Origin of the sequence: Corallococcus sicarius (genome assembly GCF_003611735.1) — a bacterium.
GTDB lineage: Bacteria > Myxococcota > Myxococcia > Myxococcales > Myxococcaceae > Corallococcus > Corallococcus sicarius.
Genome location: NZ_RAWG01000123.1, coordinates 1 through 25,953, shown reverse-complemented (window position 1 = coordinate 25,953; position 25,953 = coordinate 1). Strand labels below are relative to the sequence as shown.

The 25,953-nt window shown below is 70.7% G+C and carries 20 protein-coding genes; 8 read left to right on the top strand and 12 right to left on the bottom strand.

Going from position 1 to position 25,953, the window contains the following annotated elements:
• A partial coding sequence (locus D7X12_RS19995) for a serine/threonine-protein kinase (protein ID WP_147443737.1) occupies positions 1-2,281 on the bottom strand: 2,281 nt, incomplete at its 3' end.
• Between the two features lie 173 nt (positions 2,282-2,454).
• Between D7X12_RS19995 and D7X12_RS19985 the strand changes: the two genes are divergently transcribed.
• A complete protein-coding gene (locus tag D7X12_RS19985) occupies positions 2,455-4,350 on the top strand; it encodes a ribonuclease R family protein (RefSeq protein WP_120626874.1) in 1,896 nt (631 codons plus the stop codon).
• Between the two features lie 15 nt (positions 4,351-4,365).
• Here D7X12_RS19985 and D7X12_RS19980 read toward each other — a convergent pair whose 3' ends face one another.
• Positions 4,366-5,094 (bottom strand): hypothetical protein, encoded by a 729-nt coding sequence (locus tag D7X12_RS19980; protein WP_244224660.1) that lies wholly within the window; start codon positions 5,092-5,094, stop codon positions 4,366-4,368.
• 134 nt (positions 5,095-5,228) lie between these two features.
• Entirely contained in the window at positions 5,229-5,720 is a 492-nt protein-coding gene (locus D7X12_RS19975) for a YkgJ family cysteine cluster protein (RefSeq protein WP_120626873.1), read from the bottom strand.
• Between the two features lie 417 nt (positions 5,721-6,137).
• Between D7X12_RS19975 and D7X12_RS19970 the strand changes: the two genes are divergently transcribed.
• Positions 6,138-8,177, top strand: a complete 2,040-nt coding sequence (locus D7X12_RS19970; RefSeq protein WP_120626872.1) for a PilZ domain-containing protein — start codon at positions 6,138-6,140, stop codon at positions 8,175-8,177.
• A gap of 75 nt (positions 8,178-8,252) precedes the next feature.
• On the opposite strand, the gene D7X12_RS19965 is transcribed toward D7X12_RS19970, so the two are convergent.
• Entirely contained in the window at positions 8,253-9,251 is a 999-nt protein-coding gene (locus D7X12_RS19965) for an NYN domain-containing protein (protein ID WP_120626871.1), read from the bottom strand.
• Positions 9,252-9,506: 255 nt separating this feature from the next.
• Here D7X12_RS19965 and D7X12_RS19960 point away from each other — a divergent pair, with 255 nt between their 5' ends.
• On the top strand, positions 9,507-9,929 hold the full coding sequence (locus D7X12_RS19960; protein ID WP_147443736.1) for a hypothetical protein: 423 nt from the start codon (positions 9,507-9,509) through the stop codon (positions 9,927-9,929).
• 25 nt (positions 9,930-9,954) lie between these two features.
• Here D7X12_RS19960 and D7X12_RS19955 read toward each other — a convergent pair whose 3' ends face one another.
• The 4 genes from D7X12_RS19955 to D7X12_RS19940 all read right to left on the bottom strand — a co-directional run bounded on the left by D7X12_RS19955 (position 9,955) and on the right by D7X12_RS19940 (position 13,453).
• Complete coding sequence (locus D7X12_RS19955) at positions 9,955-10,965, bottom strand: ABC transporter substrate-binding protein (RefSeq protein WP_120626869.1); 1,011 nt, start codon at positions 10,963-10,965, stop codon at positions 9,955-9,957.
• A gap of 106 nt (positions 10,966-11,071) precedes the next feature.
• The gene (locus tag D7X12_RS19950) at positions 11,072-11,830 is read right to left on the bottom strand and encodes an ABC transporter permease (RefSeq protein WP_120626868.1); all 759 of its coding nucleotides are present in this window, start codon (positions 11,828-11,830) and stop codon (positions 11,072-11,074) included.
• A 10-nt stretch (positions 11,831-11,840) separates the two neighbouring features.
• Entirely contained in the window at positions 11,841-12,758 is a 918-nt protein-coding gene (locus tag D7X12_RS19945) for an ABC transporter ATP-binding protein (protein ID WP_120626867.1), read from the bottom strand.
• A gap of 131 nt (positions 12,759-12,889) precedes the next feature.
• Positions 12,890-13,453: a hypothetical protein gene (locus tag D7X12_RS19940; RefSeq protein WP_120626866.1), complete on the bottom strand. Its 564-nt coding sequence runs from the start codon at positions 13,451-13,453 to the stop codon at positions 12,890-12,892.
• A 217-nt stretch (positions 13,454-13,670) separates the two neighbouring features.
• Between D7X12_RS19940 and D7X12_RS19935 the strand changes: the two genes are divergently transcribed.
• The 4 genes from D7X12_RS19935 (at position 13,671) to D7X12_RS19920 (ending at position 18,517) form a co-directional block, all read left to right on the top strand.
• The gene (locus D7X12_RS19935; RefSeq protein WP_120626865.1) at positions 13,671-14,765 is read left to right on the top strand and encodes a glucose 1-dehydrogenase; all 1,095 of its coding nucleotides are present in this window, start codon (positions 13,671-13,673) and stop codon (positions 14,763-14,765) included.
• Positions 14,762-16,612 carry a glycoside hydrolase family 15 protein gene (locus D7X12_RS19930; protein WP_120626864.1) on the top strand — a complete coding sequence of 617 codons (1,851 nt, stop codon included), beginning with the start codon at positions 14,762-14,764 and terminating at the stop codon, positions 16,610-16,612. Before D7X12_RS19935 ends, D7X12_RS19930 begins: the two co-directional genes overlap by 4 nt.
• A 30-nt stretch (positions 16,613-16,642) precedes the next feature.
• Positions 16,643-17,803, top strand: a complete 1,161-nt coding sequence (locus tag D7X12_RS19925) for an App1 family protein phosphatidate phosphatase (protein WP_120626863.1) — start codon at positions 16,643-16,645, stop codon at positions 17,801-17,803.
• A gap of 135 nt (positions 17,804-17,938) precedes the next feature.
• On the top strand, positions 17,939-18,517 hold the full coding sequence (locus tag D7X12_RS19920) for a hypothetical protein (protein WP_147443735.1): 579 nt from the start codon (positions 17,939-17,941) through the stop codon (positions 18,515-18,517).
• A 12-nt stretch (positions 18,518-18,529) separates the two neighbouring features.
• On the opposite strand, the gene ppk1 is transcribed toward D7X12_RS19920, so the two are convergent.
• Positions 18,530-20,695, bottom strand: coding sequence for a polyphosphate kinase 1 (gene ppk1, locus D7X12_RS19915; RefSeq protein ID WP_120626861.1), 2,166 nt, complete (start codon positions 20,693-20,695; stop codon positions 18,530-18,532).
• Between the two features lie 199 nt (positions 20,696-20,894).
• Here ppk1 and D7X12_RS19910 point away from each other — a divergent pair, with 199 nt between their 5' ends.
• A complete protein-coding gene (locus D7X12_RS19910) occupies positions 20,895-21,419 on the top strand; it encodes a hypothetical protein (RefSeq protein WP_147443734.1) in 525 nt (174 codons plus the stop codon).
• A 39-nt stretch (positions 21,420-21,458) separates the two neighbouring features.
• On the opposite strand, the gene D7X12_RS19905 is transcribed toward D7X12_RS19910, so the two are convergent.
• From D7X12_RS19905 to D7X12_RS19895, 3 genes are all read right to left on the bottom strand, one after another.
• The gene (locus tag D7X12_RS19905) at positions 21,459-22,697 is read right to left on the bottom strand and encodes a trigger factor (RefSeq protein WP_120626859.1); all 1,239 of its coding nucleotides are present in this window, start codon (positions 22,695-22,697) and stop codon (positions 21,459-21,461) included.
• Positions 22,698-22,862: 165 nt separating this feature from the next.
• A complete protein-coding gene (locus D7X12_RS19900) occupies positions 22,863-23,876 on the bottom strand; it encodes a hypothetical protein (protein ID WP_120626858.1) in 1,014 nt (337 codons plus the stop codon).
• 168 nt (positions 23,877-24,044) lie between these two features.
• On the bottom strand, positions 24,045-25,953 hold a 1,909-nt coding region (locus D7X12_RS19895; RefSeq protein ID WP_341868234.1), incomplete at its 5' end, for a tryptophan synthase alpha chain.

The following is a 25,953-nucleotide window of genomic DNA, read 5'->3' as shown; positions in this document are numbered from 1 at the left end:
GAGGAGGCGGTGGAGAACTTGGGGAAGACTTGCTCGCGGAGGCCCAGAGCGCGGCGAGGCGTCCGCCATCGAGGCCGAGGGCCACGGTGGTTCCGAGGCCCGCGACCAGGAGGAGCACGACGAGGGCCGCGATGAGTACACCCCGGCCCCGGCGGGGCGTGGGGGCTTCGGCGAGGAAGTCGTGGGGTTCGGTCGCCCGGATGGACGCGCGCACCGCGTTGGGGCGGGCGGAGGGCGAGGACTGCTTGCGACGGGAGGAAGGGGACCGGCGGACCGCGGGCGTGTTCTCCGGTGCTTCTTCCGGAGGAAGGGACGGCGGGCGCGAGATGGACGTCTCGCTGTTGTTCACGTTGTGCGGCTGGGTGACCCGCACGCTGTCCAGGGTGGAGGAGCGCTGGGGACGCGGGCGGGAGTCCTCGGTGGATCCGTTACCAGCGTCACGAGGGGAACGGGCCCGTGCGTCGTCGGATCCGCTCGCGGCGTCGCGAGGAGGCCGGGGGCGGGAGTCCTCGGATCCGCTCGTGGCATCCCGAGGGGGACGGGGCCTGGAGTCCTCGGTGGATCCATTCGCGGCGTCACGCGGCGGTCGAGGCCGCGAGTCTTCGGCGGATCCACTGGAGGCTTCACGGGGCGGCTTGGGCCGTGCGTCCTCCGTGGCTCCATTCGAAGCGTCGCGCGGCTGCCGGGAACCCGGTTCCTCGGAGGCTCCATGCGCCGCATCCCGGGCGGACCGCGAGCGGGCATCCTCGGAAGGCTTTTCACGTCCAGCGCGGGGACGCGGCTCCTCCGGGGGCACGAAGGTCGGAGGTTCCTTCGAAGCGCGGGCCTTCGGTTCCTCAGGAGGCTGCGAGCCCACGCGGGACAGGGGCGTGAGGATCGTCTCACTCTCATAGCCGGGAGACGTCGTGACGGTGGACGGCGTGATGCGCAGGAGCGGATCCAGCACCACGGGCGCCAGGTCCGGCTGGGTGCGGATGGAGGGCTCGGAATCCGCGGGCTTCGTGGCCAGCGCCTCGGTGGGCGGCGAGACGCGGCGCGTGGAGGTCGGCGCGGGCTTGCGCACGGCGACGAGCTCCTCCGTGGTGCGCCGGCTGGCGTTGGCCAGGGGCACCGGAGCGGCCTTCGCCGGCGCGGGCGACTTCACCGGAGCCGCCGCCGCGGGCGGGCGGGGCGGCAGCGAGGAGGAGATCTGCGGCAGCCCGCCAGACGCGGGCGCGACGGGCTCCGGGACCTCCGCGCTCCGGGCCAGCACCTGCGCCACCTGCGTCTCGCTGGAGGAGCCGTCCCCGGAGGACTGGCCGCTCATGAGCAGCAGGCGGGTCTGGTCACGGCGCTCGGAGAACAGGCGCAGCATCAGCTCGCTGCTCTGTTCGGGGTGCCAGATGCGAGGGCCCACCGCGCGCTCGATGGCGCGGGCGAACTCCAGCGTGGTGCTGTAGCGGTCCTCGCGCCGTTTCGCGAGCGCCTTGAGGACGATGGCGTCCAGCTCCGGCGGCACCTGCTTGTTCACGCGCGAGGGTGGCGGCACGTCCCCGCTGAGCACCGCGTTCATCATCGCTTCGGCGCTCTTGGCGTAGAACAGGCGCATGCCGGTGAGGCACTCGTGCAGCACCACGCCCAGGCTGAACAGGTCGCTGCGGGCGTCCAGCGGGTCGCCCATGATCTGTTCCGGGGACATGTAGCCGCTGGTGCCCTTCACCATGCCCACGGCGGTGCGGCCCGCCCGGGCGAGGCTCTTGGCGATGCCGAAGTCGAGCAGCTTGGTGACGCCCTCGTACGTCACCATGATGTTCTTCTCGGCCACGTCCCGGTGGACCACGGGGGAGGGCCGGCCGAGCGGGTCGGTGAAGGCGTGCGCGTAGTTGAGCGCCACGGCGGTGTCGCGCACGGCCATCAGGCTGAAGCCGATGGGGATGGGCTCGTGGGCGGTGCGGCAGGCGCGAGCGACCTCCACCAGCGTGGCGCCGGGGACGAACTCCATCGCGAGGAACAGCTCCCCGTCCGCCACGTCCAGGTCGTACACGTGCGCGATGTGCGGGTGGTTGAACGCGGCCGTGACCTTGGCCTCGTCCAGGAACATCCGGACGAACTCCTCCTCGCCCCGGATGTCGGGGAGGATCTGCTTCAGCACGACCATCTTGCGAAAGCCGGCGAGGCCCTTCTGGGCCGCGAGGAAAATCTCCGCCATCCCGCCCGTGGACAGGCGGCAGAGCACCTCGTACTTGCCCAACACCCGGCCGCGGAACCCGTCCGGAGTGAGCGTCAGCGTCGTCCCAGCCATCGGTAGGGCGCAGACTCTACACCTGTAGCGGGATGGACGCGAAAGGCCCGGACCCCTGTTTCTGGGCAGCTGCCAGGGCTTCCGGGGTTGAGGCCTCCATCCAGGCCAGAACCGGCATCCCCGGCTGGGGCCCTGGAACGGTCCGGGCGTCGTGGGCTAAGCACGGCGGCGACATGGACACCTCCGCCTCCCCGCGCACCGTCACCGGCCGCGTCGACGTGCATCCCCGTGGCTTCGGCTTCCTCACCGTGCAGAAGCCCGGTGCCCCCGAGGTGCTGTCCGCCTTCATCCCTCCGCCGGACCTGAACCCGCTCTTCGCGGGCGACATCGTCTCCGCCACGGTGACGGCCGCCGCGGATGGCCGGTGGACCGCGTCCGGCCTGACGCTGGTGGAGCGCACCCGCACGCTCGTCTACGGCGAGGTGGTGACGCGCAAGGGCGCCTTCTTCCTGCGCATCGACAAGGAGGTCGCCAACTCCGACTGGCCGCTGGACCCGGGCTCCACGCCCGTCCAATACAACGACGCCGTCGTCGCTCGCATCGCGGACGGCAAGGTCGTGCTGCTCTACCGCCTGGAGACCGGCGCGGACCGCTCCCTGGAGCGCGTCATCGCCCGCCACGACCTGCACCGGGACTTCCCGCCGGAGGTCATCACCGAGGCCCTCCGTGCCCGCGAGGTGCCGCATTCACTCGGCGCCCGCCGCGACCTGCGCGCCATCCCCACCGTCACCGTGGACGCGCCCTCCACCCGCGACATCGACGACGCCATCTCCGTGCTGCCCGCGGGGCCGGACGGCGCCGTGCGCCTGCTCGTGTCCATCGCGGATGTGGGCGAGTCCGTGAAGGAGGGCAGCGCCCTGGACCTGGAGGCCCGCGCCCGCGCCACCAGCGTCTACCTGGCCGGCCGCGTCCTCCCCATGCTGCCCGAGGAGCTGTCCTCGAACTGGCTCAGCCTCGTGCCCGAACAGGACCGGCACTGTCTCACCGTGGAGCTGCGCATCGACCCGGATGGCCGCGTCACCTCCGCGGATGTCTATGAAAGCCTCATCCGCTCCTGGGCGCGGTTGAACTACGAGGAGGTCGCGGACTTCCTTGACGACGGCACCGTGTCCCCGGCCATGGAGTCCGTGCGCGACGCCATGCCCTGGTTCCGGCTGGCGGCGGCGCGGCTCGCCGTGTCCCGCGCGGCCCGGGGCGGCATGGCGATGTCCCGCGACGAGGCGCGCTTCACCTTCGACACCGCCACCGGCGCCGTGTCCGGCCTCGCGGGGGAGAAGGACACCTCCGCGCACGGGATGATTGAACGCTTCATGGTGGCCGCGAACGAGGCCATCGCCATGTGGCTGATGACCCGTGGCGTGCCCACCGTGTTCCGCGTGCACGAACAGCCGGACCCGCAGCGGGTGGCGGATGTGAATGCCTTTGCGTTGCATTCAGGTTTCGCGGCGGGCTTCGGCGCGCAGCTGACGCCCCTGGCGCTGGCTGCCTTTGACCGGCAGATCTCCGGCGCGAAGGCAGAGGCCGCGCTGCGCAACGTGCTGCGCCGTTCGCTGGGTCCGTCCCGCTATACGGTGAAGCCGGGGCCGCACTTCGGGCTCGCCGCGCCCCTGTACCTGCACTTCACGTCCCCCATCCGCCGGTACGCGGACCTCGCGGTGCACCGGCTCATCAAGGCGTACCTCCAGGGCCGGCGCGACTTCGTGCACGAGGACCCGGAGGTGGAGCTGCTCGCCCAGCACATCAACCTGCGGGCCCGCTCCGCCAACCGCGCGGAGGTGGACCGCCACCACGAGTTGGAGGCCCGCTTCATGTCCACCCGCATCGGCCAGGCCTTCCCGGCGCGCATCGTGCGGGTGAAGCCCTTCGGCATGGTCGCGCAACTGGATGGCATGTGGGTGGAGGGCATGGTGCCCGCGGAAGGGCTCGCCGGAGGCCCCTACCGTCCGGATGATCGCGAGCTGTCCATGGTGGGCCAGACGCGGACCTTCACCGTGGGCATGCCGGTGACGGTGAAGGTCGTCTCCACGGACGAACAGCTGGGCCGCGTGGAGTTCGCGCTGGTGGAGTAGTCCAAGCCGGGCCCCTCACCCCGCCAGCGGCAGGCCCTCCGTGGACTCCACGAGGGTCTTGCCGCGCACCCAGCCCAGCAGCCCGCTGGAGGACTTCACCAGGTACCAGATCTGCTCGCGGTCCCCCTTCGGGGGCACGCCCGCGGCCAGCACCTGCACCTTGGAGCCCTGCGCCGTCGTCGCCACCACCGCGGACTCCGTGCGGCTTCGCACCAGCGGGAAGGACTTCTTCACCGTCGCCTCCACGCCCACCGCGTACAGCTCCTGCGGCACCTGCGTGAGCTTCCACGCCTTGCGGTCCAACGTGTACTTCTCCCGCTGCTGCCAGAAGCCCATCCACGTCTCCACGAGGACGATGCCGTTGCCCTTCGCCTCCGTGAGGGCGCGCACGTCGCCCAGCGACCTCACCGCCCTGCCGTCGTAGCCATAGAGGAAGAAGCGGTGGTCGTCGTCCAGGTCCCCCAGGGAGTGCACGAGCAGCTCCTTCCACTTGTCCCCCGTGTCCAGGTCCACCACGGTGAAGCCGCTCACCTCGTTGCCGGACGCGTTGCCCTGCAACGTCACGGCGCCCACCTTCAGCGTGAACTTCCCGTCCGCGCCCGGCGTCAGCGCCACCGCGTCGGGCTTGCCGTCTCCGTCCAGATCCACGTTCGCGGACTTCACGGGCTCGTCACCCTGCGCACCCGCGGGAACGGCGGTGAACAGCACGGCGGAGGACAGTGCGGCCAGCAGGGACGTCTTCACGGGAGCAGGACCTCGGTGAAAGAAGGGAAACCAGGGTAGCCGTACGCCACCGGACCGGATATCGCCTTTCGTCCAGCTCATGCGACCCATGATCTCCGCTTCAAATCAGCCCCTGGAGGCCCCGGTACAGGCGTTCACCCGGAGCGCCGGAAACGGCCCCGGAAGTGCCGGTCCAGGAAGGCCTCGGCCTGGGTCAAAACCTCCCTCGCCTCGCTGGAAAACACCTCGGTGGAAGACGCCAGCGCCGCTTCGCGGGCCCGCCGCATCGCCGTTGCGTCCCCCACCCGGGACGTAGGAAACGCGCGCGCCACGGCTTCCACCCGGGCATGCGCCGCATCCACCACCCCCTTCGCCTCTTCCAGCGAAACCTCCCCGTCGGCGAGCGCGTTCAGGAGCTGGCAGCGGTAGCGGCGGCACGCCTCCGGGCGCTCCGCATAGGCGGTGCAGCACCGGCCGTCCAACGCCGCGCAGCGCTGGGGCAACACCGCGCCACCATCCTCCCTTGTCGCGAGCGTCAGGCCCCGCTCCCGCAGCACTTCCGCCTCGGGGGGCTGGAGCGGAACGTGGGTGAAGAGCGTGCCGTCACAGCACATGCCGCAGTGGAGGCAGAGGGTGGACAGGGGCATGGCGCGTCCCGGGATAACCCCTCGCGGGGGCGGGAGTCATCCCGGACGCCCTGGCCCCGCTCCGCCTCCCGGGCAGCCCGGCTCCCACCACCGGACATGCGACATGCCCTGCGTGTCAGGAGTCCGGGAATGACCCACTTTTCCTGGGTTGATCAGGACCCGAGGTGGGGCACCGTGTGCACCCGTCTCAGAAGGTCATGCTCCTGTTGATGGAAGGAACTCTCAGCGTGTGAGAGGCCAATCCGCAACAGTCCAAGCGGACCTTGCCGCTGTGGCCCGATGGTCTGAGTGCAGAAGGGGTGAATGATCTCCACTCTGTGGGAATTCGGCTTCCCTGGGTCTGCCGCAACTGGGGAACGCAGAGTTTCTTAGGACATTGTACAATTCTGCCCCGTAGGACACCGAGGGAGCCCCCCAATGCACACGGACACTCAAGACGCGCCGTCTGGCCGCGAAACCCTTCTCGGCTACCGGGTGGGGACGAAGTTGAACGCGGCGGCGTCATTCGGCGCGGACTTCTCGCCGGGTCGGCTGGTGCAGCTGTCCCTCGAGCACCTCACGCTCCACCTGGACTCGCGCACCGTGCCTCGCAAGGGGCAGGCCGCGTCCGTGGTGGTGGGCGAGGGCGAGCGGTGGGCCACCGCGCTGGACGCGGAGGTGATTGGCGTCAATGACGCGCGGCCGGAGATCAGCCTGCGCTTCGTCGCGCCGCCGCTCGACGCGGGCCGCCGCATCGTGGGCCTGCTGGAGTCGCTGCGCGACAACGGCCTGTTGCTCACGCCGGAGACGCGGCCGGTGTGGCGCGAGCAGATTGACCGCGCGGACCGCGTGGCGCGCATCTGTGAAGCGCTCGCGTCGCGCCAGGCCCGGGGCGTGCTGCGCACCCAGGACGGTCAGCGCGTGGAGGTGACGGCCTCCTTCTTCGAGCCCCTGCAGGACATGCTCGGCTGGAAGGTGCACGGCGCGCTCCCGCCGGGCCCCTTCACGGTGGAGGCCTTCGGCTACAGCAGCGTGGTGCACTTCCAGGCGGAGTCCGCGCGACTGGAGGGCGACCTGCTGGTGATGCCGGTGCCCACGTCGCTCGTGCGCTTCCGCCACCGCTGGCTGCGCCGCACCCAGGCCAGCGCGTCCTGCACGCTGGAGTTCGACCATCCGCTCTGGCCCCAGGTGCACGTGCGCCGCGGCCTGCTGGATGTCTCCTATGAGGGCCTGTCCTTCCTCACCGAGCCCGGCGAGGACCTGATGTACCCGGGCCTGCGCCTGCCGGTGATGGAGGTGGCGCTGGACGGCCACGCCCCGGTGCGCCTGCGCGCGGAGGTGCGCAACATCTCCAGCACGCCGCACGGCCGCCGCTGCGGTGTGTCCGTCCGGCCCCTGGACGCCGAAGGGGCCCGCGCGTGGCGGGCGCTCGTGGAGGTCCAGGCCCATCCCACCACCCGCGTGGAAGGCGACTGGAACGACTCCACCTGGAAGCTCTTCGAGCGCTCCGGCTACTTCCGCCTGCCGGGCAAGGAGCCGGAGAAGTTCACCAACCTGCGCGAGCAGTTCGACCACACGCAGGACAAGCTCCAGGAGCAGCCCCGCCTGGGCTACCGCGTGGTGCGCCCGGCGGAAGACGGCGTGGAGGCCACGCTGTCCGTCCTCAAGCCCTACGCGGGCAGCTGGATGGCGCACCAGCTGGCGCGGCACCAGCCCGTCAACAGCAAGTCCACCGCGCGCGAGGCCCTGCGCGACATCTACCTGCGCGGCTACGAGCCCACGCAGGCAGACCCCGAGGTGAAGTGGTTCTTCGCCTACTGCGAGGCCAACGTCCGCTGGGTGCGCTACACCAAGTTCGACTTCGCCAACTGGTACTCGCACACCGGCCAGACGTGCCTCGTGCCCTTCCGCCTGATGGAGGGAGAGGTGGATTCCCCCTGGGCCGTGCCCATGGGCATCGCGCTGGACACGCCCACCGAGGAGGAGCGCGCGCGCTTCTTCGAGAAGATCGCCAGCACCCGCCCGGAGGCCTACCGCGAGGCGCTGGACCTGGTGCCGGAGCGCTTCGACCTGCGCGAGATGCGCACCGGCTGGGGTGAGGCGGGGCTGTCCCGCGAGCGCGAGCTGGTGGTGGCCCGTCACGAGGGCCGCGCCGTGGCGCTGGCCGTCTTCGAGTCCGCGCAGCCGGGCCTCAACCTCTTCAACGTGCTGGACGGCGTGCGCCTGGTGCCGCTGGAGGACGACGCGCGCCCGGAGGTGCAGGAGGCGTTCGTGGCGCTGCTCGGCCGCGCGGCGGACTGGTACCGCGCGCGCAACCGCAAGGTGTTCGTCCACTACGTGGAGTCCACCTGCGTGGAGTACGCGGAGCGCGTGTCGCTGGCGGACCTGGGCGAGGGCAAGCTGTGGGTGATGTCCGCCCGCCTGCTGCCGGAGTTCCTCGAACACCTGTGCGAGTCCACCACGCCCCGCGCGACCTGAGTCCCGCCTGAGCTGTCGTCCGCACACGGACCGGGGAAGCTCCCCGGTCCGCGGCGACGGTGCCGCTGCTACGGCTTAAAGCCCTTCATCCTCGGGGTCCGGATAGGACTCCAGCTCCTCGTCCTCTTCCTCCACCGGGGCGGGCGCCTTGGCGTGGCGGCCCTTGCCGCCGCCCTTGCCCTCGCTCACCGGGGCGGGCAGGTCCGTGTCCGGGCCCACGACGTAGCCCTGGCGGCCCTGCTGGATGCGGCGCAACAGGCCCTCCTGCTCCAGCGCCTCCAGCAGGCGCGCGAAGGTGGAGAAGCCGTGGTCGCGCTCGTCGAAGTCGGGCTCCTTGCGGACGATGGTCTCCTTGATGAGCGACGGGTTGAGCGGGCCGGTGGCGCGGCGCAGCAGGCTCTGCACGACCTCGCGCGCGATGGCGGGCACCTCCGCCTTGCTCTTGCCGCCCTTGCCCTCGTGGCCTTCCTTGCTGGAGGACTCGCCCTTGTGGCCCTTGCCCTCGTCGGACTTGCCACCCTTGCCGCGCTTGCCACCGCGGCCCTCGTCGGACTTGTCGCCCTTGTGGCCCTTGCCCCCGTGGTCCTTCTCCTTGTCGCCCCGGGACTTGGGCCGCATGTAGATGAACTGGTCGCACGCGTTGACGAACATGCGGGAGCTGGCTTCCTTCACCGCCAGCCCGATGACGGTGCGGCCGTTCTCACGCAGCTTGTACGCCAGGGGGCAGAAGTCGCTGTCCCCGGAGCCGATGACGAAGGTGTCGATCTGCTCGCGCGCGTAGCACAGCTCCAGCGCGTCGATGACCAGGCGCATGTCCGCGCTGTTCTTGCCAGCGCGGGTGGAGGGGGGCACGTCCACCAGCTCCACGCCCACGTCGTGCAGGCGCACCTTCGCGTCCGCGAAGCGCGACCAGTCGCAGTAGGCGCGGCGGAAGACGACCTTGCCCTGCTCCAGCAACTGGTCCAGCGCGGGCTGGAGGTCGAAGTTGTTGGAGCTGATGCCGGTGTTGGTGACCAGGTTCTCGAAGTCGATGAAGAGGGCGATGCGGTGCTGCTCGTCGGTACGTCCAGCCAAAAGGTGCCTCGTATTCGTTGCCGCGCTCACGCGGCGAAAAGAAAGACAGACAGGGGGGCATCCGCGAGCGGTCCCTGGCCCGTGCGTGTGCCACCCTACTGTGTTGCCGCTACCACGGGCAGGGCCCGTGTTCAGCCGCTGAACATTCAGCGCCCTCCACCCCATGTTGAGGTGTGAGCCCAGGGGGCAGCGCCCCCACGGCACGGAGGTGTGACGATGATGCGCAGATTCCCCAGAGGATGGCGAGCAGTGCTGTTGACCGCTCCAATGCTCGGCCTGTTGGTGGCACCCGGCCTGGGCCGGGCGGAAGCACCCAATGTGGGGAGGGCCCAGGACCTGGGCGCGAGGGGAGAGCTCAGCGAACGGGCCAGCACCAGCCCGTCCAACGTCGTGGGCACCGTCCCGGACAGCAACCCAGCGAACCTCACCCAGAACCTCCCAGTGCGGCAAATCACTCCCGACCCGGACAGGATGCTCCAGGTGACGGGGCCGGTGGTGAAGCAGGACGGGCTGACGCTGTACGTCCAGGACGTGTCGGGGCCGGTGGTGCCCCTCGACATGAGCGTGCTGCAAATCAACAAGCTGCCCCAGAAGGGCCAGCAGGTCGTGGCCGTCTACCAGGTGGAGGAAAAGACAAACAACGTGGCCCTGTCCATCTCTGGCGAGAAGCTGGACTAGCGCGCCGCCAGGTCGGAGGGCGACTTCAGTTCGGCTTCGCGCCGCGCACCTCATCGAGGACGCTCAGGTCCACGAGCCCGGAGATGTCGTCGCTGGGAATGAACCCCAGCTCCTTCGCGTGACGGGCGGAGGTCGCGAGCGCGGCGGGCACCGGGTCCAGGGAGGGCTCCAGGCGGGAGAAGGCGTCCTGGAGCACCGGGCCCGGCAGGGGCTTCTGCGTGAGCCGACCGAAGGCGGCGTTGGCGGACGTGGCGAAGGAGGGCCGGTCCGCGCTCCAGCGCTCGGTGAGCCGCACGTGCGTGCGCAGGAGCGCGGCGATGCGCGAGCGCTGCGTCTCCAGCACCTTCTTCGTCGTCACCACCACCGTGGTGGGGAAGCGCTTGTCCGGCCACAGGTCGCTCTCGTTGACGAGGATGTGGCCGCCGCCTTCCGCGAGCATGCGCGCGCCCCAGGGCTCCGGCACCCACGCGCCCTCGATGGCGCCCTGGAGGTACTGGCCCAGGATGTCCGGGTTGGAGATGGGAATCACCTGCACGTCGCCGCCCGCGTCCGCGGCGATGGTGAGCTTCTGGTCCTTGAGCCAGTGGCGCAGGGCGATGTCCTGGGTGTTGCCCAGCTGCGGCGTCCCCAGCTTCTTGCCCTTCAGGTCCGCGGCCGTCTTCGCGGACTTCACCACCAGCACCGCGCCGCCGTTCACCGCGCCGGAGATGATGCGCAGCTCCCGGCCGGCCTTGAGGTACGTGTTGATGGCGGGGCCGGGCCCCACGTAGGCCACGTCCACGGAGCCCGCGACCAGCGCCTCCATGGCGGCGGGGCCCGCGTTGAACTGGCGCACCTCCACCTGGCCCATCCCGGGCTGCGAACCGAACAGCCCCTCGGAGTTCGCCACCAGCGCCTGCGCATGCGTGATGTTGGGGAAGAAGGCCACGCGCAGCGGCGCGTTGGCGCCCGACGGCGTGTCGCGCTTGCACGACGCGACGCCGGTCAGGAGGACGCAGAGGAGGACGAGGCCGGGCAATGGACGCAGGGAACGCATGGGTGCCCTCACGCTAACGGGCAAGCGGTGCCGGTTATCAATGCCCTTGAGGGTGAAATGACGTGAAGCGTCGCAAGGCGCACACGCAAGCCCACCCCCGTGGGGGCTACGTGGCCGTCGTCAGACCCCACCGGCGGCGCAGCTTCGCCTCCACCGTCTGGAAGAGGACGCGGTCCACGGTGACGCCGATGATGATGATGGCGAGCATCACCGCCATCACCTGCGTCACGTCCATCAGCTCGCGTCCCATGGTGAGCAGCTGGCCCAGCCCGCCGGAGACGAAGAGCAGCTCGCCCGCGAGCAGCGCGCGCCAGGCGAAGCTCCACCCCAGCTTGAGGCCGGTGACGATGCCGGGCAGGGCGCCGGGCAACAGCACGCCGAAGTAGAAGCGCAGGCCGCGCACGCCCAGCGTCCGGGCCACGCGCGCCAGCTGCGGGTCCAGGCCGTTGACCGCGTCCTCGGTGGCGATGGAGATGCCCAGCACGCTGCCCATCACCACGACGAAGAGGATGGCGCTGTCGTTGAGGCCGAACCACAACAGGGCCAGGGGCAGCCAGCAGATGGAGGGCAGCGCCTGGAACCCCGTCACCACGGGCTTCACCGCGTTCCTGAAGAAGGCCAGCCGCGCGATGAGCAGCCCCAGCGGCACGCCGATGGCCACCGACATGGCGTAGGCGCGCACGAGCCGCCCCATGGAGCGCAGCGTGGCGCCGCCCAGCCGCCCGTCGCTGGCCATGGCGACGAGACTCTCCAGCACCTGGAGGGGGCCGGGGAACAGGTGCTTGTGCCACACGCCCGAGCGCGCCAGCACCTCCCAGAGGGCAAAGAGCAGCACGAGCATTCCCAGCTTCTGCGCCCACTTCATGGGGGATTCCTCAGCGGCCCGTGACGATGCTGGGACGCGGCAGGCTGGAAGGGGTCTGCGTACGGCGGGGCACGGGCTCCGGGGGATGGGTCTCCAGCACCGGGCCCTCCACGGCGCGCAGCCGGTGGCGGATGTCGCGCGCCATCGCGTCGAGCGACGGGTCCTCCAGCGAGCGGGGCATGGGCAGGTGGATCTCCAGGTCCTCCACCACGCGGCCGGGCCGGGGCGCCATCAGCACCACGCGGGTGCCCAGCATCAGCGCCTCCTGCACGTCGTGGGTGACGAACACCACCGTCTTGCCGGCGCGCATCCAGATGGACTGCAGGAGTTCCTGCATGTGCACGCGCGTCTGGGCATCCAGCGCGCCGAACGGTTCGTCCATCAGCAGCACGGTGGGGTCCACCGCGAGCGCGCGGGCGAGGCTGGCGCGCATCTTCATGCCGCCGGAGAGCTCGTGGGGCAGCGTGTCCGCGAAGCCGTCCAGGCGTACGCGCTGGATGAAGGTGTCCGCGCGCTCACGGCGCTCGGAGCGGGGCACGCCCCGGGCCGCGAGCGCGAAGGTGATGTTGCCGCGCACGGTGAGCCACGGGAACAGCGCGGCCTCCTGGAACATCAGCAGCCGGTCCGGCCCCGGGCCATGGATGGGCTTGCCGTCGATGGCGACGGTGCCGCCCGTGGGCGCCACGTGGCCCGCCAGCGCGTAGAGCAGCGTGGACTTGCCGCAGCCGGAGGGGCCGAGCAGACAGACGAACTCCCCCGAGCGGACGTTGAGGTTCACGTCCTTCAGCGCCACGACCTTGTTCGCGTAGTGGTGGTCCAGCTGGGCAATGGCGATCTTCGCCCGGTCCGCGTTCACATGCGCGGGCCGCAGCAGGTGGGGGGCCACCTGGCGCAGACCGCGCAACCGCTCGAAGAGGCGTCGAACCATTCACCCCAACCTATCCATCTGCCCCAAGGTCGCACAGGTAGGACCTGGCAGCGGGCAGCCAGGTTCGATTGTAGGACAGACGGTGCGACTTTCGGCGCCGGCTGGCTGCTTTCCCCGGTTTTTCGGGTGCTTCAGGACAGGAGGGCCCGCCCGGTTCGCTCGGCCCGCTCGGTTCGGCGATGCGCCACGGTGCGCGCGGCGAGCCACAGGCAGAGGCAGAGCACCGCCAGGCCCACGCCGGTGAAGGCGCCGCCCACGCGGAGCGACGCCCGCCGGTCATCCCGGTACACGTGGAAGGGGTCCGTGCGCGGGCCCGACAGGTAGCGCTGCACGGTGTCCACGAAGGCGGTGGCCTCCGCCTCGTCCTCCGTCCACTGGTAGGCGAGCGGCTGGACGCCGGAGGTCGTCTCCAGGCGCGGGCGGAAGATGGGCGCCGCGCCCTTGCGGGTGCTGCGGCTGCGGGCCACGTCCACGCGGCGGATGTCCTGGGGGCCGTAGCGGCCCACCTCCGCCTGGGACAGCCAGCTGGAGCTGGTGAGGACGCACGCGGCCCTGGGTTCACACCGCAGGTCCAGCCGTGCCTTCTGGCCGAGGAAGAACACGCCCAGCACCAGGAAGGGCAGGGCGAGAATCAGGAAGGCCGTGGCACCGATGGCGGTGGCGCGGCTGCGACGGGAGGCGGGGGGCGCACGCACAGCCCCCGTCTATAGACCCGCGCGTCCCTTCCGGGGCAGTGCTTTCACGCGTTCGCGGAATGTCGCCCTCCAGGCAGGCGGGCGCTCCGGGGTGTTCAGCGCGGGAGCCTTCCAGGTTCGCGGCCGTGAAACCCCTGCGCACGCCAGGCACTTGCGACATGGACCCGGGGTCCGCACCCCTTGTCCAGGGATGTCTTCCCGAAGGAGGCAGTCGCCCATGAAGGCCGTGGCCATCACGTTCCCCGCGCGCGAAGTCCGCGTCATCGACGTTCCCGAGCCGCGCCTGCACTCCCCGACGGAGGTCAAGGTGCGCACGTTGGAGGTCGGCGTGTGTGGCACCGACCAGGACATCCTGAAGGGCCACCACGGCGCGGCGCCCAAGGGCGAGGACCACCTCATCCTGGGCCACGAGTGCGTGGGTGAGGTGGTGGAGGTGGGCGCGCACGTGCAGGGCCTCAGGCCCGGCGACCTGGTGGTGCCGCGCGTGCGCAGGCCCTGTCCGCACACGCGCTGCCCGGCGTGTCGTCACGGCCACCCGGACTTCTGCGTGACGGGGGACTACACGGAGCGCGGCATCCAGGGCGCGCACGGCTTCTGCGCGGAGTTCTTCGTGGAGGACGCGGCCTACCTGCACCGCGCGGACGATGGCTTGCGCGACGTGGCCGTGCTCACCGAACCGCTCACCGTCGCGGAGAAGGGCCTGCGCGAGGTGGCGCACATCCAGACGCGGCTGCCCTGGAAGCACACCCCGGGCAAGGCGCTGGTGCTGGGCGCGGGGCCGGTGGCGCAGCTGGGCGCGATGGCGCTGATGCGCGCGGGCTATGAGACGACGGTGTACTCGCGCAGCCCCAAGCCCAACGTGAAGGCGGAGGCCTCCGAGGCCATGGGCGCCCCGTACATCTCCTCCAAGGAGGTCACGGTGGAGGCGCTGAAGGAGCAGCTGGGCGGCGTGGACCTCATCTACGAGGCGACGGGCGCGTCGAAGGTGGCGTTCGATTCGCTGAAGGTGCTGGAGGAGAACGGCGTGCTCATCTTCACCGGCGTGCCCGGACGCGAGGAGCCGCTGGAGTTGAAGGGGGACGAGGTGCTGGGGCAGCTGGTGCTGGGCAACCGGGTGATGTTCGGCACGGTGAACGCGGCGGACAGCGACTTCAGCGCCGCGCTGGAGGACCTGGCCCGCTTCCGCGCCCGCTGGCCCGGCCAGTTGGAGAAGCTCATCACCCAGCGCCACCCGCCGTCTGACTTCGCGAAGGTGGTGGAGGAGAAGGGCGGCATCAAGCACGTCATCACCTTCCAGGGGGCCGGCCGGTGAATCCCCATGTGGACCTGAAGGGTGGAGTGGCCATTGAAGACCACGGCGTCATCGGGGACCTGCGCACGGTGGCGCTGGTGGGCAACGAGGGCACCATCGACTGGCTGTGCTACCCGCACTTCGACAGCCCCAGCGTCTTCGCCGCGCTGGTGGATCCGCGCAAGGGCGGGCACTGGCGCGTGTCCCCGGAGCCGGACGGGGTGCTGAAGCGCCAGTTCTACTGGCCGGACACCAACGTGCTGGTGACGCGGTTCTACACGCCGGACGGCGTGGGGGAGCTCATCGACCTGATGCCCCTGGGCAGGGGGGCGAAGGCGGAGGGGCGCGAAATCCTGCGCCGCATCCGCGTGGTGCGCGGGCAGATGTCCTTCCGCATGGAGTGCTTCCCGGCCTTCAACTACGCGCGGGACGAACACGGGACGCACCTGGTGAAGGGCGGCGCGGTCTTCGTGTCGCCGGGGCTGAGCATGCAGCTCATCACCCCGGTGCCGCTGGAGCAGGAGGGCACGGGCGTCGTCGCGCACTTCACGCTGAAGGAGAGCGAGTCCGCGGTCTTCACCCTGCGCGAGGGCGGGGTGGAGAGCTGTCACCACCGCATGCACACGCACGAGTCCGCGGAGCACGTCTTCCGCGACACGGTGGACTACTGGCGGCACTGGCTGTCCAAGTGCAAGTACACCGGGCGGTGGCGGGAGATGGTGCAGCGCTCCGCGCTGGCGCTGAAGCTGATGACGTTCGAGCCGTCGGGGGCCATCGTCGCGGCGCCCACGTGCAGCCTGCCGGAGTCCCCCGGGGGCACGCGCAACTGGGACTACCGCTACTGCTGGCTGAGGGACGCGGCCTTCACCGTCTACGCGTTCATGCGCATCGGCTTCGACGAGGAGGCCGCCGCGTTCATGCGTTGGGTGGAGGCGCGGTGCGCGGAGGTGGGAGACGGGCCGCTGCCCCTGATGTTCTGCCTGGACGGCAGCCCGGTGCCCCACGAGGAGGAGCTCACGCACCTGGACGGCTACGGCGGCGCGAAGCCGGTGCGCATTGGCAACCTGGCGGCGAACCAGCTGCAGCTGGACATCTACGGCGAGCTGATGGATTCGGTGTACCTGTCCAACAAGTACGCGGCGCCCATCTCGTATGACTTCTGGCGGCACCTGCGCAGGATGGTGGACTGGGTCTGCGACCACTGGCAGCTGGAGGATGAGGGCATCTGGGAGATCCGCGGCTCGCGCCGGCACTTCGTCTATTCGAAGCTGATGTGCTGGGTGGCGGTGGACCGGGCCATCCGGCTGGCGGACAAGCGCAGCCTGCCGGCGGACCGCGCGAAGTGGCTGACCACGCGCGACACCATCTTCGAAGACATCATGGAGAAGGGGTTCTGCAAGCAGAAGGGCGCCTTCATCCAGGCCTACGGGCACGACGCGCTGGACGCGGCGAACCTCCTGATGCCGCTGGTGTTCTTCCTGTCGCCGGTGGATCCGCGGATGCTCTCCACGCTGGACCTCATCCGGAAGTCGCCCCGGGAGGGGGGCCTCACGTCGGACGGCCTGGTGTTCCGCTACGAGGCGGACGAGAAGCTGGATGGGATTGAGGGCAGCGAGGGCACCTTCAACCTGTGCAGCTTCTGGCTGGTGGAGGCGATGACGCGCGCGAGCGCCGCCAGGCCGGACCTGCTGGACGAGGCGCGGCTCATCTTCGAGCGGATGCAGGGCTACGCGAACCACCTGGGGCTCTACGCGGAGCAGACCGGCATGTCGGGCGAGGCGATGGGCAACTTCCCGCAGGCGCTCACGCACCTGTCGCTCATCAGCGCCGCGTACAACCTGGACCGGACGTTGGGACGTCACGACTGAGAGCGAGAAGGTAGAGTGTCACCACCCGCCATGCCCCCACTGTATCCGCTGCTGTTCAAGTTCGCCGTGAAGGCGGACGCCCACTACGACGTGCTGAGCCGCCGCGTGCGCAAGGGGCTGGGCATTGCCCCGCCGCTGCGCATCCTGCCGTACCGCGGCTATGGCACCCCGGACCGCGTGGTCATCAAGGCGCGCGTGCTGGAGGAGCGCAAGGTGAAGCCCTCGCGCCAGCGGCACACGCTCTTGAGCAGCGCCGTCGCGTCCTACAAGCGCTACATGACGCGTGAAATCGCCAGCGCGCAGGTGGCGGTGCGCTGGGGGGACAAGCACTGGGAGGGCACGACGGACGAGGAGGGCTTCCTGGAGCTGTGGGTGCCGCCGCCGGCGGGCGTGCGCTCGGGCTGGCACATGGTGGAACTGGAGCTGCTGTCGCCGGAGGCGCAAGGGGTGCCGCGCGTGTCGGCGCCGGTGCGGGTGGCGGGCTCGAGCGCGGAGGTGGGCGTCATCAGCGACATCGACGACACGGTCATCGCCACGGGGGTGACGGACCCCATCAAGCGCGCGTGGGCGCTGTTCCTCACGGAGCACCGGGGGCGGCTGCCCTTCCCGGGCGTGGACGCGTTCTACGCGGCGCTCCAGGCGGGCGCGAGCGGCACGGCGGACAACCCCATCTTCTACGTCTCCAGCAGCCCGTGGAACCTCTACGAGCACCTGGACGAGTTCCTCTCCATCCACCGCATCCCCATCGGTCCGCTGCTCTTGCGCGACTGGGGGCTGTCGCGAGATGGCTTCGCGCCGGGCGGGGGACACGGGCACAAGCTGGACAAGATCCGCGGCGTGCTGGAGACGCTCACGCACCTGCCCTTCATCCTGATTGGCGACAGCGGGCAGGAGGACGCGGAGCACTACCGCACCATCGTGCACGAGTACCCGGGCCGGATCCGCGGCGTGTACATCCGCAACGTGCCGGGCAAGGCGAAGCGCGGCGATGAGATGGCGGCCATCGCCCGGGACATCCTCGCCGCGGGCAGTGAGCTGGTGGTGGTGGACGACACGGTGGCCGCCGCGCGTCATGCGGCCCGCGCCGGGTGGATCCGCTGGGAGGAGGTGCCCGAGGTGGAGGCGCACCGCCGCGAGGATGTCGCCCGCAGCCCCCCGGGCCCCCTGGGCGAGCGGGACGAGCAGGGCTGAAGATTTCCAGTCACTCCGTGAGGACGCGCGTGATGCAGCGGTCACGTGACGAAAGCGCGGCGTTGTCACTTGAGGACGGGGACGGGGGTGTGGCACAGCCACGGTTCCCCCGTTTCACTGCTCAAGGATGTGACCATGCTTCGACACCGGGTGCAGTTGTCCGTGCTGGCCTCCGCGCTGCTGTTGGGTGCGTGCAACGCAGCGCCTCCGCCGGCGCAGGAGCCGACGCCGGAGTCCCCGCAGGCGGTGCGCGCGGTGGAGTCCCGGCTGAGCCAGATCGAGCTGGAGTACGAGGGCCCGACGGCGCTGCTGGAAGCGGACATGGAGGCGGGCAACGCGGAGTGCGAGGCGCACAACAACTGGTGCGACGGCACGCTGGAGGTCTACAGCTTCCCGTGGACGTCGACGCAGGCGCCGACGGTGGCGGACGCGGTGGAGTCGGTGTTCGCGCTGCGGCAGGACGACCGCATCCCGTTCCGGTTCCAGGGCAACGTGCCGTTCAGCACGATGTCGCAGCAGCTCTTCTTCTTCGACGCGTTGGATCCGCACCTGTTGACGGAGCTGGGCAACGGCACGGAGCAGGTGCAGATCGCGTACTACTACGCGTCGTACCTGGTGGCCGCGGGCGCGCATGACTGGAACCACCTGTTCGTGGTGCTGTTCCCGCAGTCGCACCGCGTGGCGGTGTTCAACCTGGTGAACCACGAAATCTGAGCCGTAGGAACCTCACGCCACCGGACGGCCGCTCTGCACATGGACCATCCGGATGGCGCGCTCCATCAGCTCCCCCTGGGCGGAGCGCTTGTCGCCGGTGGTGGGGGGGATGCGCCGGCGCCAGGAGCCGTCCGAGGACAAATCCCAGGAGCCGCTGGTGTCCACCATGCAGCGCTCCACCACGTCGCGCACCTGCGCGCTCAGGATGGGGTCCTCCACCGGCGCCAATATCTCCACGCGGTGGTCCAGGTTGCGCGGCATCATGTCCGCGGACCCGATGTACGTGCGCGACGTCGCGCCCCGCTCAAAGGCGTAGATGCGCGGGTGCTCCAGGAAGCGGCCCAGGTTGGACACCACCCGGATGTTCTCCGACACGCCCTGCACCCCCGGCCGCAGGCAGCAGATGCCCCGCACGTTGAGCTCCACGCGCACCCCGGCGCGTGACGCGTCGTAGAGGCCGCGGATGATGCCCGGGTCCACCAGCGCGTTCATCTTCATCAGGATGCGCGCGGGCGTCTCCGGCGTGTGCGCGGCGATGGTCTTCTTGATCTCCTCCATCAACCCCTCGCGCATGGTGAGCGGCGCCACCAGCAGCTTGCGGAAGGAGCGCGGCCGGCCAAAGCCCGTGAGGAAGTTGAAGACATCCGCCACGTCCGCGCCAATGTCCGGGTCCGTGGTGAACAACCCCAGGTCCGTGTAGAGCCGCGCCGTCTTCGGGTTGTAGTTGCCCGTGCCGATGTGCACGTAGTGCCGCACCCGCTCGCCCTCGCGCCGCACGATGAGGATGGCCTTCGCGTGCGTCTTCAGGCTGGGAATCCCATACACCACGTGCACGCCCGCCTCTTCCAGCGCGTTGGCCCAGCGGATGTTGGCGCGCTCGTCGAAGCGGGCCTTCAGCTCCACCATGCACACGGCCTGCTTGCCGCGCTCCGTCGCGCGGATGAGCGCGGGCACCAGCGGGGAGCTGTCCGACGTGCGGTACACCGTCTGCTTCAGCGCCAGCACGTCCGGGTCCTCCACCGCCTCGCTGACGAAGCGCTCCACCGACGTGCCGAAGGACTCGTAGGGGTGGTGCACCAGCAGGTCCCCCCGGCGCATCGCGGACATCACCGTGCCCCCGCCGTCCGGGGACTCGCTGTCCGTGCGCAGCCGGGCCTGCGTCACCGGCGTCCACGGCGGGTCGCGCAGCTCCGTGAAGCCCGGCGTCATCGCCAGCGACATCATGTCCGCCAGGTCCAGCAGGCCGTGCTCCTCGTAGACCTGCAGGGGCTCCAGCGACAGCGCCTCCACCAGCGGCTCCAGCAGCTTCGCGCTCATCCCCGCCTGCACCTCCAGGCGGATGACGTTGCCGAAGCGGCGCTGGCTCAGCTCCGTCTCCACCGCCTTGAGCAGGTCCTCCGCGTCCTCGGACACGGTGAAGTCCGCGTCGCGCGTCACGCGGAACAGGCTCCAGTTGAGCACCTCCATCCCCGGGAACAGGTCCCCCAGGTGCTGGGCGATGATCTCCTCCAGCGGCACGAACAGCGTGCCCCCCTTGAGCGGCACGAAGCGCGGCAATATCTCCTTGGGCACCTTCACCCGCGCCACGCTCTCCTCCTCCGCCACCGGGTCGCGCAGCAGCACCGCGAGGCTCAGGGACATGTTGGAGATGTACGGGAAGTGCCGCCCCAGCCCGATGGCCAGCGGCGTGAGCACGGGGAAGATCTGCTCGCGGAAGCGCTGATCCACCTGCGCGCGTTGATCCGCGTCCAGCTCCTTCGTGGACAGGATGCGCAGGCCCTTGTCCGCCAGCGCGGGGCGGAGGACCTTCTCGAAGCAGTCCGCGTGGCGGCGGCCCTGCTCCAGGATGCCCTTGTGCAGCTTGTCCAGCGTCTCACCCGGGGAGGCGCCGTCCGGCACCAGCCGGCCCACGCGCGCGGCGATCTGCTCGTGCAGCCGCGCCACGCGAATCATGAAGAACTCGTCCAGGTTGCGCGCGTAGATGGAGATGAACTTCAGCCGCTCCATCAGCGGCACCTCCGAGGACTCCGCCAGCTGCAACACCCGGTCGTTGAAGGCCAGCCACGACAGCTCGCGGTTGAAGAACAGGCCGCTGTCCGGCACCTCGGCCCCGGGCGGAAGCGCATCCCGCTCCAGGACCTTCTGGGTGACGCCCTTCGCTGCGGCGCGCTTCGCCATGACGTGTGACTCCTCGAGAAGACCCACAGGATGTGTCCTCTAGCAGCCCTGTCCGCCGTCCATTGTGAACTTGCACGGCTGACCCGGAACCGGACATCCGGACGTATCCCACCCCGACCGACGCCGGGAAGCGACCGGTAGGGCGTGACGGGTGTGGACTCACTTGCATCCCGGGCGCGCGAGCGGCATTCAGAAAGGCGTGAGCGCTCCCCACACCCCCCCCCTGCAACTCATCCCCGGCGGCGGCATGTCGGCGGACACCTCTCCGGAGTCCCTCTTCACGGCCTTCCGGGAAGACGCCCATTCGAAGAAGCACGGCCGCTTCAGCTTCACGTGGTTCGTGGCCGCCGCGGTCCCGCTGCTGTTGATCGTGGGCTTCGTGTCGCTGTGGCGCGCCCACGGGACGACCTTCTCCGTCATCACGCCGCACGGCATCAAGATGGTGCGCTCCGGGATGTCCACCCAGGAGGTGCACGGCCTGCTGGGCAATCCCCTCACGCTCCAGAAGCAGGGCGACCAGGACTGCTACCGCTACGGCCGGCCCAACTTCCAGAACGACGTCTTCGTCGTCTACTCCGTCTGCTACGAGCAGGGGCAGGTGCGCGACGTGCTCGCCCACCAGTACTCCGCCTGGCAGGTGGACCCCACCACTGGCGCCTTCGTCGCGCCGGGCCAGACGCCGACACCGGCTCCGGCGGGGACGCCCCCGGCCGTCCAGCCGTAGGGCGTTGCCGCGGAAGGAGGCGCCGGAGGCTCTGGAGCCTCAGCCCTGGGACAGCCCTGCGTCGGCGCCCTCGAAGGTGACCTTCGCCTGGGTCATCACGTGCTCCACGACGAGCAGGTGCCAGGCGACGTCGTTCATCTGCGCGGCCGCCGCGGGGTCCATCATGGACTCGCGCAGCTGGGCCTCGGTGATGCCGAAGGGCTCCGAGGACTCCTTGAGCAGCTCCAGCGCGACCGGCGGGGTCAGCTGCAGCTTGTCCCGCTGACCGATGGCGCGCAGCACGAGGGCAATCTTCAGCCGGCGCTCCACGTCCTCGCGGATGCCCGGGTGGTGGAGCCAGCCGTCCAGCGCCTCCTGCTGCTCCTCCAGGGTGAAGAACTTCTGGGCGAGCGCCTCACCCTCCATCTGGAGCCAGCGGCGGCGGATCTCCTCGTCCACCAGCGCCTTGGGCACCGTGACGCCGGAGCGCTCCACCAGCGTGTCCAGCACCATGTTGCGCGCGTCCACCCAGAGCAGGTCGGCCATCTCGCCTTCCATCTCGTCCACGATGGAGCTCATGACCTCCTCGTGCGTGGCGCCGCGCCCCAGCTTCTGGATGAACTCGTCCGACTCCGTGTCGGGCATGCGCACCTCGCGCGCGGCCCGGATGTCCACGAGGAAGCGCGCCGGCATGCCGCGCAGCTGCTCCGCGGGGTAGTCATCCGGAAGGATGAGGCCCACCTCCACGCTGTCGCCCACGTTGGCCTCGGCGATGACCTCCGAGAACCCGGGCAGCATCAGCTGGGGCGCCAGCTCCATCCAGTAGCCCAGGCGCGTGCTCAGCGGGATGAGGCGGCCGTTGGCGTAGCCCAGGATGTCCAACTGCACGTCGTCGCCCATGGCCAGCGCTTCGCCTTCCGCGCGCGGCCGGGACTCCGCCTTCGCGCGCGCCAGCTCGTGGAAGCGCTCCAGCAGGTCCGTTTCGGTGAGGTCCTCGCCCGCGGGCACCTGGATGGCCAGGTTCTCCAGCGAGGGGGCCTTCACCTCCGGCAGGTCCGCCTGGTGGCCCAAGCCGGGGGCGACGGGCAGGCGCTGCACCAGCTGCTGCACGGCGGCCACCGGCTGCTGCGCGGTCTCCGGAGCCTTGCTGGGGGGAGCCTTGCTGGGGGGAGCCTTGCTGGGGGGAGCCTTGCTGGCCGCGGCGGTCCCCGGCTTCTTCGCCGGAGGAGGGGAGGCTGCGGGCTTGCCGGACGCCTTGGCGGCCGGGGGATTCGCGGGGGGATTCTTCTTGCTGGCCACCGGCGGGCCTCCTGGAAGATAGCGACCGTGGTCCCAGATGGGATTGAACCGAGCGCGTCTCACACGGTGTGCCTAGCAGAAAAGGGCCCCCCGGTGAAAACCCGGAAAGGCCCTTCGGTGATGACCCCCGGAAATCAGCGCTCCGGGGGTTCTGGGCTGCGACGACTACCCGAACAGGCCGCCGACGAAGCTGGAGACGGCGGAGACGCCGGCGCCAATCTGGCTGACCACCGGGATGTTGGTGGCCGCGGCGATGGAGCCCACGGCGGTGATGACCGACGTCACCTTCTTGGTGGTGCTGGCGTTCGGGTCACGCACGGTGGAGACGGCGTTGGCCGTGTCGAAGGCGGCGATGGCGATGTTGGCGCCCGGCGCGAAGCGGCCGGCGGCCTTGGCCAGCGTCCCACCAGCGGCGCGGGCGGCGGCGGTCGCACCGGCCTTGGCGGCGGCCTTGCCACCCTCGGTCAGCGCGGCGCGGGCGGCGGCGCGGGTCGCGGTGCCCGTGACGGCCTTGGCGGCGAGGCCGCTGTTCTTCACGGCCGTGTTCACCGCGGTGCGCACGCCGCTCTTGATGGCCTGGCTGGCACCCCCCTCGAAGGCGGCCTTGGCGGCGGCGCCAGCGGCGGCGCGGGCCAGCTTGGGACCGGCGCCCGGGACGGCGGCCTTGAACGCGGCGCTCGCCGCCTTGTAGGAGCTGCCGAACTTCTGCACGTCACGGGCGATCTCCAGCCCGCCCTTGACGGTGGAGACGGCGCCCTTGCCGGCGGTGGCGACAGAGCCCAGCGCCTTGTTCCAGTCCTCGCTGCTGCCGCTGCGCACGGCGTTGCGCACGTCGCTGAACGCGGTGCCCACCTGGCCCGGCAGCTTCGCGGCGCTCAGCACCGTGCCGAACGCCTTGCCCGCGATGCCCAGCTTGCCCTTGAGGTCCAGCTTCGTCTTCGGGTCCGTCGCGTTGGCGACCAGCTTGTCGACGTTGCCCTTCAGCGTCGCCTTGAAGCCGTCCGTCTTCAGGCTCTTGACGTTGTCGAAGCCGTCCTTCACGGCCGTCTTCACCTTGTTGAAGGTGTCGTAGCCCTTCTTCGCCTGCGTCCCGATGTCCTTCGCCGCCTTGATGGGGTCCTGCTTCACCTGGCGGATGGTGTTGCTGACGGAGCGGCGGGCGGCGTCGATGAAGCTCATGGGGGACTCCCTCGGGGGTGTGCGAGGAAAAGATTTGGAAAGGATTGCTAAATGCCTTGCCCGATTATCGCACCACCCCCCGATCAGTTGCGTAGCACCCCCACATCTCCTGAGAAGGTGGGGAACAACCCCTCCTGAAAGGTGCGCTGCTGTCGGAAAGCCGGTGGGTTACCGGCAGTCCCGGTCCGCGCTGTCGGCCGCGCCGTCCGCGTCGTTGTCCGCGCCGTCCTGGCAGTGGCCGGCCTCCGAGGCGGCCCAGGGCGTGACGTGGAGGGTGTAGCGCAGGGGGGTGTCCCGGTCCGGGCGGGCCATTCCGTCCACCACCACCAGCACCGTCTGCCCCTGGGCGAGGGTGAGCTTCACCGCGGGTGCGGCCCTGCGGGTGGGCTGGAGGTGGGAGGCGCAGCCCAGCTCCGTGCCCCGGCAGCCGGTGAGGACGTAGAGGGCGTTGCCGGCGGGGCTGGCCTCGTCGCCGGGCGACGTGTCGAAGACGTAGGTGCCGGCGAGGGGCGCCGTCCACAGGTGGGCGCGGTCCTGCTGCAGGAGCGCGCCGCAGGTGCCCTGGAAGCCGTCGCCGGAAGCGGCGGTCTCCCCCTGGAAGGTGACGGGCAGGGCGCTGCCCAGGTCGTGGTGCGCGCAGCCCGGGCCCTTGCAGCCGGGGGCGTCCCGGCAGTCGGTGTCCGCGCAGTCCACCCAGCGGTCGCCGTCGTTGTCCGTGCCGTCGAAGCAGGCCCCGGCCTCGCTGGGGCGCAGCGCGTCGATGTGCAGCTCGAAGTAGCCCTGCGTGAACGACGCGCCCTGCACCGCGTCCACCGTCACCAGGACCTGCTGGCCCGCGGTGAGGGGCACCGCCACCCGCGCCCCGCCGCCGTAGCTGATGCCGCCCGTGGCGCACGCCAGCTCCGGGCCGCCACAGCCGCCCCCGTACACGGCGAGCGCGGACCGCACCGCGGAGCGGGCCGTGTCGAAGGTGAAGGTGCCCGCCCGGGGCGCCGTCCAGAGGAAGCCCCGGTCCGGCGGGCCCGAACCCCCGCAGGAGCCCGCGTGGTCGTCGTTGGCCTCCACGGTGGAGCCCTTCACCGTCACCGGCAGCGCGCTGCCCAGGTCCCGGTCCGCGCACACCGGCTCCAGGGTGGCGCACACGTTGGGCACGCCCGTGCCCCCGCACGTGTCCGGCGCGGTGCAGCTTCCACACGCGAGCGTGCCGCCGCAGCCGTCCGGCACCGCGCCGCACGTCTTGCCCAGCAGGCCGCAGGTGGCCGGACGGCACGGGGCGGGCGCGCACACGTTGGCCGCGCCGCCCGCGCCGCATGCCTGTCCGTCCGGGCACGCGCCGCAGGAGAGGGTGCCGCCGCAGCCGTCCGCCACCGTGCCGCAGTCCTTCCCCAGCGCGTCACACGTCGTGGGCGTGCACGGGGCCTGCCCGCAGACGTTGGGCACGCCCGCGCCGCCGCACGTCTGGGTTCCGGTGCAGGCGCCGCACTCCAGCACCGCGCCGCAGCCGTCGGACACGCGGTCGCAGTCCTTGCCCAGGGCCTCGCAGGTGGCGGGCACGCAGGTGCCGGGGCCGCAGACGTTGGGCAGGCCCGCGCCGCCGCACGTCGCGCTGTCCGCGCACACGCCGCAGGACAGGGTGCCGCCACAGCCGTCCAGCACCTCGCCGCAGTCCTTGCCCAGCACCGCGCAGGTGGTGGCCAGACACGCGCCCGCGCCGCACACGTTGGCCACGCCGCCTCCGCCGCACGTCAGGCCCGGACCGCAGGCGCCGCACTCCAGGACGCCGCCGCAGCCGTCGGACACCGGGCCGCAGTCCTTGCCCAGGGCTTCACAGGTGGCGGGCGCGCACGGGGCGTGGCCGCACACGTTGGCGGCGCCGCCTCCGCCGCACGTCAGGCCCGGACCGCAGGCGCCGCACTCCAGCACCGCGCCGCAGCCATCCGCGACCTGTCCACAGTCCTTGCCCAGGGCCTCGCAGGTGGTGGGGACGCAGGGCGGGGGCCGCAGACGTTGGGCACGCCCGCGCCGCCGCACGTCGCGCTGTCCGCGCACACGCCGCAGGACAGGGTGCCGCCACAGC